The following is a 14365-nucleotide window of genomic DNA, read 5'->3' as shown; positions in this document are numbered from 1 at the left end:
AGCGCAATGAACCCCGACGCCGCCGATCCCTTCGCCGGCCCCTCGCCGGACGCACCGGACCCCGACGACAGCCCGGTGCCGACCCTGCTGGCGGTCTCCTGGGAGCAGGCCGAGGCGCGGCTCTATCCCGCCGTCCTCGAGCGGCCGGACCTCTACCAGCGCATCGTCCGGCTGGTGCGGGCCACCGCCGACCACCTGCGCCTGCTGGGGCCGGGCACCAGCGCCCTCGTCGCCGCCGCCGAGCGCGGCCCGGAGCTGGTCGCCGCCGTCGCCGACGACGGCGGGCTGTCGGTGTTCGAGCTGGACCTGGAGCTGGTGTCCCGCGCCGCCCTGGCCCTCCGCTACCGCGAGCTGCGCGGTGAGCAGGTCGTCCGCCGCCGGCTGCGGCGCGTGGAGGAGGCCCGCACGAGAGGCGCGGGCTGGGTCGTCGTGGAGGAGAGCGGCGCCGCCGACGGCGACCCGTTCCTGCCGTACTCCCGGCTGGAGGTGGCGACCGCCACGGGCGAGGGTCTGCTGGTCACCGCGGCACCGGACGAGGAGTACCGCCGCGTCGTGCACCAGACCCGGCGGGTGCGGCTCGACCTGGCGACCGGCGAGGTCGTGGACGCGGGCGAGATCACCGTCCATCCCGATGCCGCGGCCCGGGACGCCGCCGTGGCCGGGCTGCGGGATCGGCTCGGCCCCGACTGATGCGCTCCAGCCGGAGCCGGACCCGCGGGCGCTCGCCGCCTCGCGCCGCCGAGGGCACTATGTCGAGATCTTGCCGTATCCGGTTCCGCTGGAGAATCCGCCGCCGACTCCCAGGTTGATCGTGAACCCGATGAGGCTGAGATCGGCGTCGTTCATGACGACGGACACGAGAACGCCGATCCCGACGAGGGCGGCCCCGAACTGGTAGAGACAGATACCGGAATTGAGGTCACCCGGCTCCCGGCTCATCGCCCCGACCAGGAGTCCGGTGGTGACCTGGCCGCCGATCCCGACGGCGAACGCGCCGTAGGTCACTGCCCGACGGTTGCCGTGGTCCAGCTCGTCGTATGCCACCCCGGCACCGCCACCACCGCCGAACAGCGCGACCTGGGCGCCGCCCGCCCACCCGATGTAGACCGTCCGCAGCAGCTGGTCCGCCTTCACCGAGTCCAACGCCGGACCGAACAGCTCGTTGTTCAACACCTGGTCGGTCGCCGCGCTGCTCGTCGGGTTGGCCGCGACGGCGCTCGCCGCGTTGGCGCCGCTGGGGGAGTTCGTGACGGCCCGCCCCGAGGACGTGAGGGTGTCGAGCACCCCGCCGTGGTCGGAGAAGTAGTGCCCTCCCTTCGAGGCGATGTCCCACGGCCACTGGAACGTGCCGACCTCCAGGGGCGTCGCCGCCTTGCGGAAGAAGTCGTAGGACGCTGCGGTCGGGGTCACGAGTGGCCTCCCGTCCCGTCGGTGACGGCGGCACTCATCCGAAGTTCCAGACGTGGCCGCCGAAGATCGTCCCGCCTGCGCCGACGCCGACACCCGCGCCGATGACATATCCCAGTATCTGGAGGTTGCTGGCGTCGCCCTGCCAGAAGGTCGAGAAGTTCAGCCCGATGCCCGAGGTGATCCCCACGGTGAGGCCGAAGACGTCCGAGTCCAGCGCCGACGGCAACTGGTTGAAGATGACGCACTGCACGTTGAGCGTGAGGTCGATCCGGAGGCCGATCTCGCCGACGGCGTAGCCGTATCCCCTGGGGCCTTCGCGCTTCGCGATGTCCCAGACGCAGCCCAGGCCGCCGTTGCCCCCGACGAAGAACTGCACGTCCGCCGCGATGCCGACGCCGATGGTGGTGAACAGCCGGTCCGCTTTGACGTTGTTGAGCGTGTTGTCCCAGAGCCCGCCGCCGCCGTTCCCGAAGATGCTGTTGCCCGACGTGTTCTGCTCGTCCTGGGTGAGTTGCTGCGACTTCCAGTTGTACGAGTTGAGCGTGGAGACGTAGCCGTGCTGCTGCTGTGCGACGTCGCGGCAGTTCAGCGTCGTGGCGTCCACGACCGCGTGGTGTCCCGAGTAGAACCCCTTCGTCGCGTCGAGGATCTGCTGATTGGAGGGCGGGCTCTGCAGGGCCGTGCCGGCGACGTGGGATCCCGATCCCGAGCGGTAGGCCAGTGCCGGGGAGATCCGCAGGTCATTGGCGTTCAGCGACTCGAGGACGTCGCCGATGGGTGAGCTGACAGTGGTCATTCGATGACCCCTTCTCTTGGCGTGAGTGGGCCGGTACATGCCGGATCAGTGACGGCCGCCGAGCGTGACCTCCCGCCCCGCCGGGATCCACTGCGCGGTCGCGCCGGCGAAGACCCCGGAGGACACCGGGAGGCTGGCGCCGGCACTGGTGACGAAGCCGTAGGGCTGCAGGGCCTTCGTCAGGAGGATCTTCAGGTTGACGCCGATGTCCTGCAGGGATGCGTTGGCGTAGAAGCCCAGCACCAGGTCGTGCAGCTGGTCCGGTGCGGGCAGCCAGACGCCGTACTGCAGGTTGTGACGCGGATCGACGCTGACGATGTGCGAGAAGACGTTCAGGGTCAGCGTGAGCCCGTAGCTGCTGAGCCCGAGCACGTCCTCGGAGAACCCAACCATGCCGGGGCCGCCGCCGGGCACCTGCGCGGTGAAGACGCCGACGGAGAACGTCTTGAGGTCCGTCTTTCGCACCACGCCGAGCGCGGTCGCGACGTCGGTGCTGGTGAAGAAGGGCGCGGCCAGGGCCCCGTTCAGCCCGGGGCTCGACCAGTTGGTCCCGTCGAGAACGGTGATCGGTTGCGCCAGCGCGGCGTCCTTCAACGAGGCCACGAGAGCGAGCGTCGTGGCGTCGACCGCCGGCTGGTAGGACGCGTAGGCCGCCTTCGCGGCGTCCAGGATCTGCTGGTTCGACGGGCCGTCCCCTGCCGCTACGGCGGAGTCTGCCTCCGAGCTCTCCACCGGAAGCGTGGCGTCGAGTACGGCTCGCTCGACGAGTGAGAACATGATCATCCCTTCTCGGTCGTGGCGACGCGGGGATCAGGACCGGTTGGTGGCGATCGCGCCGTAGACGACGGCGGCATTGACGGGGAGAATGCCCAGCTCGAGGCCCACGCCGATCGAGAAGCCGCGCACGGTGGCGAGATCGGTGCTCATGTGGATGCCGAAGCCGACCGAGGGGCCTTCTTCGACCGGTTCGGCGGACAGTTCCAGGCCGAGGTAGTCACCGGCGACCTCGGACGGCGGCTCGAGGAATATGCCGGCGTTGAGGTTCACGGCCACATCGATGTTGAACGAGATCCGCAGCCCGCTGTAGGCCATCCAGAGCGGACCGGTGCCCTGCCACGGGAAGGGGAGACCGACGCCCACGCCTGCGAGCGCTCCTACGAAGACGTCTACGGACTCCTCGAGCCCGATGAAGAACGTGAGGAACGACCCGTCGGCGCTGGCCGACTTGCGCGCCCCCTCCATGGTCGAGCTCTCGTAGAGCGGCGTCGCCAGTCCGGGGGCGGCCACCCGGCTGTTCCAGTTGTACGCGCGCATCGCGGACAACTGCGGCTTGGCGCTCGGTGACTGGCCCGTGTGGACGCTTCCCACGGTCAACTGGTCCACGGCGTCGGTGTGCTGGTGATAGGCCCGCTTGCAGGCATCGACCACCTGCTGGTTCGACGGCCCGGCAGCGACCCGGGCCTGCGCCTCATTCCGTGACAGGTGCGGGCCGAACGTCACCGGCAGCGACTCGGGGTCGAGCGAGTCGAGGTGGGGAGAGAAGAGACCGCTCATGGGAAGAACTCCAGCCCTGGGGAAGAAGGACGACACGGGCACGTGCCGGGTTTTCGTGGAGCGTCCGACCGGGCGCCACGGACGGACCACCATGCGTCCCAGGCGGCAGGTCGCGCGGCGCGTCGAGGGACACGATGTGCAGAACCGATGGTGCGATCGAGATGCGTGGCACTGCTCCTCCCGATCCCGCTGGACCAGAGCGCCGCCGGCGTGGCTGCGGCTCGTGGCGGACTCGCTGGATGGAGCTCTGGCTGCGAGAACGTCGCGATGACGCCGTGTCGCTCCGGATCACCGGCGGGAGGCGATGTCTTCCACGTGGGATCCTGCCGTTCGGCGATCTCCGGATCGGCGAGGCGCCGTCGCGCATCACACACGGTAGGAAGGCGGCGTCATCCGGGCGTTACGGCGTTGTCACCGCACTCCTGCTCGCCGGCGTGAGGGTCGAAAGCTGCCAGGCCTCGGCGTGGCCCGCCGGTGCCCGGGGCGGGCGGTGGGCCGGGGCCGGGCCGAGCACCCCGTCCAGTGCGCCAGGCCTTGACAGAGGCCTGGGCCACACCGAATGTTTCCGATAGTGAACGCCGGTGGCGGCCCAGGAAGAGGCGGCTCATGACCGTGACCACGGAAGCGCCCGCACCCTCGGCGGAGGACGTCGCCCGGCTGATCACGGCGTTGCAGAGCGAGGGGCTGCGCGTCGAGGTGCCCGTGGCCACCCGCACCGGCGGGGCCGGCCCGGCCGACGCCGGCATGCTCTACGTCGAGGGCGTCCGCACGACCGTGCCGACCAGCGCGGCGTACGTCGCGGACTCCCCGTACACGTTGCGCGGCGAGGACGACGGCGGGTGGGGCGTCTACCGAGACGGCGTGCGGCTGGCCTCGGCGTCCGCCGCGCCCCGCCCGCGCTACTACGACCTGACCACCGCCGAGGGCATCCCCTACTGGCAGATCGCCCTGCTGCACCTGGACTCGGTGGCCAGCACCGTGCTGCAGACCTGCGCCTACTGGGGCACCGCCGACCAGTGCCGGTTCTGCGGCATCGGCGTCACCCTGGCCGCCGGCCGCACGATCGCGAAGAAGACGCCGGCGATGCTCGCCGAGGTGGCCGTCGCCGCCCGCGACCTCGACGGCGCCGTCGACGCGACGCTGACCACCGGCAGCACCGCCACGCCGGACCGCGGCGCCATGTACGTCGCGCGCTGCGCGGCCGCGGTCAAGGAGGCCGCCGGGCTGCCGGTGCAGGTCCAGTTCGAGCCGCCGTCCGACCTCGACGTGATCGACCGGGTCGCCGACCTCGGCGTCGACTCGGTCGGCATCCACGTCGAGAGCTTCGACCCCGCCGTCCTGGCGCGGGTGGCCCCGGGCAAGGCCCGCTGGGGTCTGGACGCCTACTTCGCCGCGTGGGAGCGGGCGGTCGCCGCGTTCGGGCCCGGCCAGGTGTCGACCTACGTCATCCTCGGCATGGGCGAGGACGTCGAGCTCACCGTCGAGGGCTGCCGCCGGGCGATCGACCTGGGCGTCTACCCGTTCGTCGTCCCGCTGCGGCCGGTGCCGGGCAGTCTCATGGAGGAGTTCCGCCCGCCGCCGCGGGATGCCGTGGAGGCCGTCTACCGCCGCGTCGTCCCGTACCTGGCCGCGCGCGGGATGTCCGCCGCGGGGGTCACCGCCGGCTGCGCGCGCTGCCAGGCCTGCTCGGGCCTGGGCGCGTTCGAGCGCTCGGACAGGGGGATCCGTGACGGACGTCCGTCCCTTCCCGTCGTCGCTCTCTGAGGTCGGCGACGGCTGCCGGCCGGTGGCCGGCGGTGACGAGCTGGCGGTCCACCTGGCGATCCGCCGCGCGGTGTTCGTCGCCGAGCAGGGCCTGTTCGACGGCACGGACGCCGACGAGCACGACGACGACCCCGCGACCGTGCACGTGCTGGGCTTCGTGCGGGGGGAGCCGGCCGGCACCGTCCGCCTCTACCCGCTGACCGGCGGGCTCTGGCACGGCGACCGGCTGGCGGTGCTGCCGCCGTTCCGCCGCGACCGGATCGGCGGGCAGCTGGTGCGGCTGGCCGTGGCGCTGGCCGGCGAGCGGGGCGGCACCCGGATGCAGGCCCGCGTGCAGCAGGCCAACGTGCGCTTCTTCGAGCACCTCGGCTGGGTGCCGACCGCGCCGCCGGCCGACCACCTGGGCGTGCCGCACCAGTGGATGTCGATCCCGCTGGGACAGCCATGAGCACCTCGGGCTTTCTGTACCGAAAGCCCCGGGGCTCAGCGGCGCAGGTTGGTGACCCCCTCGCGGGCCAGGTCGAAGACGGTCGCCTCGTCCCCGGCGCGGACCAGCCGGATCCGGCCGGTGCCGTCCAGCTCGCCCAGCGCGGCGGCGGTCAGGCCGCGGGCCCGGAAGCCGGCCAGGCAGTCCTCGACCCGCTCGGGCAGGCAGGTGAGCAGGAAGGCGAACGCCGGGAAGCAGGCGAGCCAGTCGGCCAGCGGCACGCCGGCCGGCACCGGCAGGACGTCGAGATCGAGGGTCACCCCGAGCCGCCCGGGCTCGAGCAGCATCGCCAGCGAGCCGACGAGGCCGGCCATGCTCACGTCCTTGGCGGCCACCGCGGCGCCGGCCGCGGCCAGCTCGGCGAGCAGCCGGACGTCGCCGGCCAGCCGGTCGCCGCGCTGCTCGAACGAGGGGAAGAACAGGAAGTCGGTCCGCATCGCGCCGTCCAGGCAGCAGCCCAGCACCAGCACCTGGCCCGGCCCGGCCGCCGTCGCGGAGAGCACCCGCTCGGCGCGGCCGATGCCGAACGCCGACAACGCCGGCGGCCCGTCGGTGCGGGTCAGGTGGCCGCCGACGATCGGGACGTCGTAGCGCTCGGCGGCCCAGCGCATGCCGCGCAGCACCTCCCGCGCCACCTCCGGCCGGCCGACCACCGTGTCGAGCAGCGCGACCGGCCGGGCGCCCATCGCGGCCAGGTCGTTGACGTTGGCCAGCACCGCCGCGATCCCGGCGCCGTGCGGGTCGGCGGCGACGAACGCCGGCAGGATCGCCTCCCCGCCGACCACGACCGAGCCCGCGCCGTCGGGCAGCACCGCGCCGTCGTCCCCCGGGCCGGCGTACCAGTCGCCGCCGCCGAGCACGTCGGCCACCAGGGCGATGTCGGCCTTGGCCCGCACCCCGGGCAGCGTCCGGAGGTGCTCGGCGAGCGAGGCGAGATCGGCCACGGCGGCCTCCTGACGGTCGGATGTGTCGGAAGGTGAATACCGCGCCGGGCTTCCTCGCGGTGCCCCCGCGTGCGCGCAAACCGCGGCGGCGCGGCCTGACCCACGTGCTGGACAAGGGGCTGCCCGTCGCCGACGCCGCGCGGCTGCTGGAGGTGTGCGGGGAGTACGTCGACGTCTGGAAGTTCGGCTGGGGCACCGCCTACCTCGACCCCGGGCTGGCGGCCAAGCTCGCCGTGCTGCGCGAGCACGGCGTGCTGGGCTGCACCGGCGGCACGCTGCTGGAGGTCGCCTGGCACCAGGGGGCGGCCGGCGAGTTCCTGGCCTGGGCCGCGGACCTCGGCTTCCCCTGCGTCGAGGTGTCGAACGGGGTGGCACCCCTCGGTCCATCCGACAAACGCGCGCTGATCGAGACGGCGGCCGCGCGGTTCGTCGTCCTCGCCGAGATCGGCAGCAAGGACCCCGACGCGGAGGTCTCCCCCGCCGCGTGGGCGGCCGCGGCCGCCGCCGACCGGGCCGCCGGGGCGACCTGGGTGGTCACCGAGGGGCGGGAGAGCGGCACGGTCGGCCTGTTCGCCTCGGACGGCGCCGTGCGCACCGACGTCGCCGCCGCGGTGGTGGACGCCGTCGGCGTCGAGTGCGCGGTGTTCGAGGCGCCGCGCAAGGAGCAGCAGGCCTGGCTGATCCGGCGGTTCGGCCCGGACGTGAACCTGGGCAACATCCCGCCCGCGGAGACCCTCGGCGTGGAGGCGCTGCGGCTCGGGCTGCGCGCCGACACGTTCGGCCTGGTGCCGCGATGACCCTCTACCCGGACCGCTACCGCGAGGTCTCGGTCACCGACGTCGACGTGCCGCTGGAGGCCGGGCCGCTGCGCGCGCTGCTCACCTCGCGGCCGGTCTACCGGCGCAGCGACCACATGGTGGTGCGCAACGGCGAGCGGACGGCGCTGGTCCGGCTGGTGCGCGGCGCCACGACCGGGCTGTTCTCCGCCGTCGAGGACGTCGAGCTGCTGGCCGGCCCCGACGAGACCGCTTTCCTGCACCGGCCGGGGGTCGACACCGGCGTGCCCACCGAGCTGCTGGCCGCCGCCGCGGAGGCGCCCGGCGCGCGGTGCGTCGTGGTCGAGGGCGCGTACGGGCACGTGAGCTTCGTGCTGGACCCGGCGCCGGTGCGGGTGCACGTGCTCGACGTCGTCCCCCCGCGGCCGGCGAAGCTGGTCGACCAGCTGCAGCGGGTGCTGGCGACCGCCGACGACCTGCCCGGCGTGCAGCTCGTGCCGCACGTCGTCGAGCTGGCCGACCTGCTGCCCGAACCGCGTGACCCGGCCTACCTGCTGCCCTGCCGGGGCGGCGGAATGGACGTGCCCGGGGCGGACGTCGCCTACCTCGACGAGGTGCCGCCGCGGGCGGACTGGACGCTGGTCGGCTGCGCGCGGTCGCGGGCGATCCACGACTTCCTCTACGGCGGCACGGTGCGCCAGATCGACATGTGCCCGCGCACGCTGGCCTGCGGTCTCGAGCTGCCGGCCGGCGAGGCGCTGGTGACCAAGTGCTGCCTGTTCGAGGACCGCAACGAGGTCGACGGGCGCACGGTGGTCACCCCGTGGGGCGCGTCGTTCGGGCAGCTGCGCGCGGCGCTGGCGGCGGCGGTGACGGCGTGAGCGGACAGGGGCGTGAGCATCGCAGCGAGGAACGAGCGAGGAGCGGAGCGCCCCGCGGGAGCGAACCATGAGCACGGTGAGCGGGGCGCGGATCGCCGACTCGGAGATGTACGCCCACCTGTGGGGCACGCCCGCCGTCCGCGCGGTGTTCGAGGAGCGCGGCCGGCTGCAGGGCTGGCTCGACGTGCTGGCCGCACTCGCCCGGGCGCAGGCCGCGGAGGGGCTGGTCCCCGGCCCGGCCGCCGACGTCCTCACGATGCGGGCGCGGGTCGAGCTGCTCGACCTCCCGCTGGTCGCCGCCGAGACCCGGGCCAGCGGGCACAGCACGCTCGGGCTGATCCGCGCGCTGCGGGAGGTGCTGCCCGAGGACGTGCACCGCTACCTCTACGTCGGCGCGACGGTGCAGGACCTCACCGACACGTGGACGGCGACGGCGCTGCGCACCGTCCTCGGCGAGGTGCGCCGCGACCTGCTGCGTGCCGAGGACGCCGCCCTGGAGCTGGCCGAGCGGCACCGGGACACGCTCATGGCCGGGCGCACCCACGGCCAGCCGGGCGCACCGGTCACCTTCGGGTGGAAGGCGGCCTCGTGGGCCGACGAGCTGCGGCGGCACCTGGACCGGCTGCGTGAGGGTTCGCCGCGCTGGCTGGTCGGCCAGCTCGGCGGCGGGGTCGGCAGCCTCGCCGGGCAGGGGCCGCGCGCGCTGGCGGTGCGGCGCCGGTTCTGCGCGGAGCTCGGGCTGGGCGACCCCGGCATCTCGTGGCTGACCGCCCGCGACCGGATCGCCGAGGTCGGCGCGGTCTTCGCGATGGTGACCGGGACGCTGGCGCGGATCGGCAACGAGGTGTTCGAGCTGCAGCGGCCGGAGCTCGGTGAGCTGGGCGAGCCACGGGCCGAGGGCACGGTCGGCAGCATCACGATGCCGCACAAGCGCAACCCCGAGCGCAGCGAGCACCTCGACACCCTGGCGCGGCTGACCCGCGCGTCGGCAGGGGTGCTGCTCGAGGGGATGTCGGGCGTGCACGAGCGCGACGGGCGCAGCTGGAAGGCCGAGTGGGTGGCCCTGCCGGAGGTCTGCCTGCTGACGGCCACCGCGTGCGCGATGGGCGCCGAGCTGCTGGCCGGCCTGGAGGTCGACGCCGCGGCGATGGCCCGGAACCTCGACGACTCCACCGGCAGCGAGCAGGCGCTGACCCTGCTCACCCCGCGGCTGGGCCGGGACGCCGCCCGGGAGGCGCTGCAGGCCGCGCTCGCCGACGCCAGGCTCACCGGGCGGCCGATGCGCCGGGCGCTGATCAACGCCGGGCTGCTCGGCGAGGAGGACGTCAAGGCGCTGGAGCCCGACGTCGCCGCGGTCGGCGAGATGGTCGACCTGGTCGTGGCCCGTGGCCGTGCGGCGCGGGAGGCTCCGTGACCCCGGCGCTGCTCCCCACGCCGCTGGTGGAGGCGCCCCGGCTCGGGGCGGCGCTGGGGCTGGCCGCGCCGCTGCTCGTCAAGCGGGACGACCTCACCGGGTTCGCGGTCGCCGGCAACAAGGCCCGGCAGCTCGGGCCGCTGATGGAGGAGGCCCGGCGGTCGGGCGCCGACGTCCTGGTGACCGGTGGGGTGCCCGGCTCCAACTTCGTGCAGGCGGCGACGGCCGCGGCCGCCTGGGCCGGGATGGAGTGCGTGCTCGTGCTCGCCGGGTCGGCGGGGGCGGCGCACCCGAACCTGGCCGCGGCGCGGGCGTGGGGCGCGACGGTGCGGTTCACCGGCGACCCCGACCGGGCGTCCGTCGACGCCTGCCTGCCGTCGGTGGCCGCGGAGCTGGCCGCCGCGGGCCGCCGTCCCTACGTCGTCCCCCGGGGCGGGGCGAGCCCGGTGGGGGCGTCGGGCTACCGGGACGCCGTCGACGAGGTGCTCCCCCAGCTTCATGGCCGAAGTGGCCACTTTGGCCCGTTGGTGGTGGTCGTGCCGACCGGGTCCGGGGGCACGCTGGCCGGGCTGGTGGCGGGCAACGTGGCGCACGGCCGGCCGCTGCGGCTGGTCGGCGCGTCGGTGAGCCGGCCGCCGGAGGAGATCGCCGCCCGGGTGCTGGGACTCGCGCAGGACGTGGCGGCGCTGCACGGGGAGCCGGCGCCGTCCGCCGCGGACGTCGAGATCGTCGACGTCCGCGGGCCGGGGCACGCGCTGCCCTCCCCCGAGGGTTCGGCCGCCGCGGACCTCGCACTGCGCACCGAGGGGCTGGTGCTCGACCCGGTCTACACGGCGAAGGCGCTGGCCGCGCTGCCCGCGGTGGCCGGCGACCGGCCGGCGCTGTTCTGGCACACCGGCGGGCTGCTCGACGCGGTCGCGGGATGGCTGCGATGAGTCTCGGCGGGCCGGCGCCGGAGCTGGTCGAGTCCGGCTTCCACCTGGAGAACGCCGACGCGCCGCTGCTGCACGCCGGGCTCAACCGGGCCGACCTGGCCCACGTGCTGGACCTGCACGCCCGCGGCGTGGTGCGCGAGGAGCCGGCCCGCCGGCTGCTGCGCCTGCTGCTCGAGGCCGACCGCACGGCGCCCGACGAGTTCCCTTACGACCCCGCGTTCGGGGAGCCGTACAACAGCCGGGAGCGCTACTTCGTCTCGCAGCTGGGCACCGACGCCGGCTGGCTGCACGCCGGCCGCCCGCGGCGGGAGGCGGTGCGGATCGCGCTGCGGCTGCACCTGCGCGACCAGGTGGTCGACCTGATCGAGGCCGGCGCGGCGCTGGCCGACGTCCTCGCCGCGGTGAGCGCGCGGCACAGCCGCACCTGGATGCCCGACCAGACCTACCTGCAGCACGCCCAGCCCTCGACGTTCGGGCACTACCTGCTCTCGTTCGCCTATCCGGTGCTGCGCGACGTGCGCCGGCTGGTCGAGGCGCTGGCGTGGATCAACGCCAGCCCCGGCGGCGCGGGATGCGTCAACGGCAGCCGGCTGCTCGACGACCGCGGCCCGGTCGCGACGATGCTCGGCTTCGACGGGGTCATCGAGCACACCCGCGACGCGATGTGGCAGACCGACGGGCTGGTCGACGTCCTCGCGGTGGTGGCCAGCCTGGTGGGCACGCAGAGCAAGCTCGCCGAGGACCTGGAGATCTGGGCGTCGCTGGAGTTCGACTACGTGACGCTGGCCGACGGGTACAGCCGGGCCAGCGTGCTCATGCCGCAGAAGCGCAACCCGTACGCGCTGTCGATCGTCCGCGGGGCGTCGGGCACGCTGATCGGCCGGGTCAGCGGCTTCCTGGCGGTGGTGAAGAGCCCGTCGGCGCGCAGCGACAACCTCATCTACGCGTACGGCGAGGTGCCGCGGGCGCTGGACCTGGCGCTGCGCACCACCCGGCTGACCGCGGGCGTGGTGCGGACGCTGACGGTCAACGCAGCCCGGATGGCCGCGGCGCTGGAGTCGGGCTTCAGCCAGGCCACCGACCTCGCCGAGTACGTGATGCAGACCTGCGACGTCGACTACCGCACCGCCTACGAGGTGGTCGGCCGGGCGGTCCGGAGGGCGCAGGCCGCGGGGCTGCGCGGCGTCGACCTGACCGGGGCGATGCTCGACGCCGCGGCCGCGGAGATCACCGGCGCGCCGATCGGGCTGGCCGGGCGGGACCTGACCGAGGTGCTCGACCCGCGGCGGATCGTCGAGACGCGGACGGCGGCCGGCGGTGCGGCGCCGCCGGTGGTGGAGGCGATGGCAGCGGCCTGCGCCACCGAGGCGGCGCGGTGGCTGGCCCTGGCGCGGGAGCGGCGGGCGGGGTTCCGCGGCGCGGAGCGGGCGCTCATCGAGCGGGCCACCGCGCTGGCCACCGGGGCTTTCGGTACAGAAAGCCCGGGAGAACCTCCGGGCTTTCTGTACCGAAAGCCCGGAACGGAGGGGGCATCCTCATGAGCACCGACGTGGTCCTGCCGGACGAGGTGGCCGTGGTCAACGTCGGGCTGCCGCTGTTCGCCGACGCGGTGCGGGCGCAGGGCCGGCCTGCCGTGCAGGTCGACTGGCGGGTGCCGGCCGGGGGCGACGTCGAGGCGCTGCGCGCGCTGCGCCGGCTCTGCGGACCGCTGAACGAGCGGATCGACGAGGCCAACGCGGAGGTCTTCCGCCGGCTGGACACCGGGGTGCCGGTGCTGTCCGCCGTCCGCCCGGCCGGCGAGGTTGTGCCGGGGCTGACCGGGCGGTCGCTGCGGCACGCGGGCCCGGCCCTGCCGTTCGACCAGGTGGGCGATCCGCTGCGGCGGTCGATGCGGGCGGCGGTGGTCGCCGAGGGGTGGGCGTCCTCGGTCGGCGAGGCCGACGAACTGCTCACGTCGGGGTCGGTCGGGCTGGGGCCGGCGAACGAGTCCGGCGGCGTCGTCCCGATGGCGGCGGTGGTGGGTCCGTCGACGCCGGTGTGGGTGGTCGCGCTGGACGACGTCACCGCCTGGGCGCCGCTGGGCCAGGGCGCGGGCGACGTGCCGTGGTTCGGGAGGGACACGGATGGCGCCGTCGCGCGGCTGGTGCTGCTGCGGGAGGCGGTGGCGCCGGTGCTGGCCTCGGCGGTGGCAGCGGCCGAGGAGCCGGTCGACGTCCTGTCGCTGGCCGCCCAGGGGGTGGCGATGGGCGACGACGTGCACGTGCGCACCCAGGCCGCGACCAACCTGCTGCTGAAGGTGCTGCTGCCGGGGCTGATGGCCGCGGATCACCCCCGGCGGGTCGAGGTGGCGCGGTTCCTCTCCGCCAACCACCTGCTCTTCCTGACCCTGGCGATGGCCGCGGCGCGGGCGCTGACCGAGTGGGCCTGTCGGGTGCCCGGCTCATCGGTGGTGACGACGATGGCCCGCAACGGGACGACGTTCGGCGTCCGGCTGCCAGGCTCGGCGTGGTTCCTCGCGCCGGCGCCTCCGGTGGGCCGCGCGCTGTTCCACCCGGGTCGGGGTCCGGACGACGGGGCGCCGGACATCGGCGACAGCGCGGTGCTCGAGCTGGTGGGGCTCGGCGGCGCGGCGGCGGAGGGGTCGCCGTCCGTGGGCTCGCTGGTAGGCGGGCTGGAGGCGGCGGCGGCGCTGACCCGGGAGCTGGACCGGGTGTGCGTGGGCCGGTCGAGCCGGATCCTGCTGCCGGCCTCCGGCGGGCGCGGCACGCCGGTGGCGGTCGACGTCCGCCGGGTCGTCGAGCACGGGATCACGCCGAAGGTGACCACCGGGATCCTGCACAACTCCGACGGCAGCGGGCAGATCGGCGCCGGGGTCGCCGAGGCGCCGCTGGGCTGTTTCCGCGCCGCACTGCTCGGCCTGGACAGGAGGCTGTCATGACCCGCCCGCCGCTCCCGCCGTTCGACCACGACTCCGCCGTGCAGAAGGTGCGCCTGGCCGAGGACGGCTGGAACTCCCGCGACCCGGAGAAGGTGGCGCTCGCCTACTCGGAGCACTCGCAGTGGCGCAACCGCTCCGAGTTCTTCACCGGGCGGGCGGCGATCCGCGAGTTCCTCACCCGCAAGTGGGCCAAGGAGCTCGAGTACCGGCTGATCAAGGAGCTGTGGGCGTTCGCCGGCAACCGCATCGCCGTCCGGTTCGCCTACGAGTGGCACGACGACTCGGGCAACTGGTTCCGCTCGTACGGGAACGAGAACTGGGAGTTCGACGAGGACGGCCTGATGCGCCGGCGGCTGGCCAGCATCAACGACCTGCCGATCACCGAGGCCGACCGGCTGTACCACTGGCCGCAGGGCCGACGCCCCGACGACCACCCCGGGCTCAGCGACCTCGGCCTGTAGCCGTC

Annotated in this window: 15 protein-coding genes; 10 read left to right on the top strand and 5 right to left on the bottom strand. The window is 74.3% G+C overall.

Annotated features, from left to right (window positions below):
- The first annotated feature begins 6 nt into the window (after positions 1-6).
- Positions 7-690 (top strand): hypothetical protein, encoded by a 684-nt coding sequence (locus tag ACWIYF_RS08835; RefSeq protein ID WP_448627746.1) that lies wholly within the window; start codon positions 7-9, stop codon positions 688-690.
- A 57-nt stretch (positions 691-747) separates the two neighbouring features.
- Here the strand turns inward: ACWIYF_RS08835 and ACWIYF_RS08830 are convergent, their stop codons facing one another.
- The 4 genes from ACWIYF_RS08830 to ACWIYF_RS08815 are packed head-to-tail and all read right to left on the bottom strand — an operon-like array spanning position 748 to position 3760.
- Positions 748-1410, bottom strand: coding sequence for a hypothetical protein (locus tag ACWIYF_RS08830; RefSeq protein WP_448627745.1), 663 nt, complete (start codon positions 1408-1410; stop codon positions 748-750).
- Between the two features lie 34 nt (positions 1411-1444).
- A complete protein-coding gene (locus ACWIYF_RS08825; RefSeq protein ID WP_448627744.1) occupies positions 1445-2206 on the bottom strand; it encodes a hypothetical protein in 762 nt (253 codons plus the stop codon).
- A gap of 45 nt (positions 2207-2251) precedes the next feature.
- Positions 2252-2983, bottom strand: a complete 732-nt coding sequence (locus ACWIYF_RS08820; protein ID WP_448627743.1) for a hypothetical protein — start codon at positions 2981-2983, stop codon at positions 2252-2254.
- A gap of 33 nt (positions 2984-3016) precedes the next feature.
- On the bottom strand, positions 3017-3760 hold the full coding sequence (locus tag ACWIYF_RS08815; protein ID WP_448627742.1) for a hypothetical protein: 744 nt from the start codon (positions 3758-3760) through the stop codon (positions 3017-3019).
- Positions 3761-4366: 606 nt separating this feature from the next.
- On the opposite strand from ACWIYF_RS08815, the gene ACWIYF_RS08810 reads away from it, so the two are divergent.
- On the top strand, positions 4367-5524 hold the full coding sequence (locus tag ACWIYF_RS08810) for an MSMEG_0568 family radical SAM protein (protein WP_448627741.1): 1158 nt from the start codon (positions 4367-4369) through the stop codon (positions 5522-5524).
- Positions 5487-5972, top strand: a complete 486-nt coding sequence (locus ACWIYF_RS08805; protein ID WP_448627740.1) for an MSMEG_0567/Sll0786 family nitrogen starvation N-acetyltransferase — start codon at positions 5487-5489, stop codon at positions 5970-5972. Before ACWIYF_RS08810 ends, ACWIYF_RS08805 begins: the two co-directional genes overlap by 38 nt.
- A 35-nt stretch (positions 5973-6007) precedes the next feature.
- On the opposite strand, the gene ACWIYF_RS08800 is transcribed toward ACWIYF_RS08805, so the two are convergent.
- Positions 6008-6955 (bottom strand): AIR synthase related protein, encoded by a 948-nt coding sequence (locus ACWIYF_RS08800; RefSeq protein ID WP_448627739.1) that lies wholly within the window; start codon positions 6953-6955, stop codon positions 6008-6010.
- Positions 6956-6987: 32 nt separating this feature from the next.
- Here ACWIYF_RS08800 and ACWIYF_RS08795 point away from each other — a divergent pair, with 32 nt between their 5' ends.
- The 7 genes from ACWIYF_RS08795 (at position 6988) to ACWIYF_RS08765 (ending at position 14360) form a co-directional block, all read left to right on the top strand.
- The gene (locus ACWIYF_RS08795) at positions 6988-7752 is read left to right on the top strand and encodes a phosphosulfolactate synthase (RefSeq protein WP_448627738.1); all 765 of its coding nucleotides are present in this window, start codon (positions 6988-6990) and stop codon (positions 7750-7752) included.
- Complete coding sequence (locus tag ACWIYF_RS08790; protein ID WP_448627737.1) at positions 7749-8612, top strand: DUF7714 family protein; 864 nt, start codon at positions 7749-7751, stop codon at positions 8610-8612. The genes ACWIYF_RS08795 and ACWIYF_RS08790 overlap by 4 nt, the downstream gene beginning before the upstream one ends.
- A gap of 67 nt (positions 8613-8679) precedes the next feature.
- Positions 8680-10026 (top strand): class-II fumarase/aspartase family protein, encoded by a 1347-nt coding sequence (locus tag ACWIYF_RS08785; protein WP_448627736.1) that lies wholly within the window; start codon positions 8680-8682, stop codon positions 10024-10026.
- Entirely contained in the window at positions 10023-10961 is a 939-nt protein-coding gene (locus ACWIYF_RS08780) for a 1-aminocyclopropane-1-carboxylate deaminase/D-cysteine desulfhydrase (protein ID WP_448627735.1), read from the top strand. The genes ACWIYF_RS08785 and ACWIYF_RS08780 overlap by 4 nt, the downstream gene beginning before the upstream one ends.
- Positions 10949-12502, top strand: a complete 1554-nt coding sequence (locus ACWIYF_RS08775) for a lyase family protein (protein ID WP_448627734.1) — start codon at positions 10949-10951, stop codon at positions 12500-12502. The genes ACWIYF_RS08780 and ACWIYF_RS08775 overlap by 13 nt, the downstream gene beginning before the upstream one ends.
- On the top strand, positions 12499-13899 hold the full coding sequence (locus ACWIYF_RS08770) for an oxamate carbamoyltransferase subunit AllG family protein (protein ID WP_448627733.1): 1401 nt from the start codon (positions 12499-12501) through the stop codon (positions 13897-13899). The genes ACWIYF_RS08775 and ACWIYF_RS08770 overlap by 4 nt, the downstream gene beginning before the upstream one ends.
- The gene (locus ACWIYF_RS08765; RefSeq protein WP_448627732.1) at positions 13896-14360 is read left to right on the top strand and encodes a nuclear transport factor 2 family protein; all 465 of its coding nucleotides are present in this window, start codon (positions 13896-13898) and stop codon (positions 14358-14360) included. The genes ACWIYF_RS08770 and ACWIYF_RS08765 overlap by 4 nt, the downstream gene beginning before the upstream one ends.
- Positions 14361-14365 lie beyond the last annotated feature (5 nt).

The organism is Geodermatophilus sp. URMC 64, from assembly GCF_053502555.1.
The sequence above is the reverse complement of the archived record's forward strand: the minus strand, read 5'-3'. Positions and strand labels throughout refer to the sequence as shown.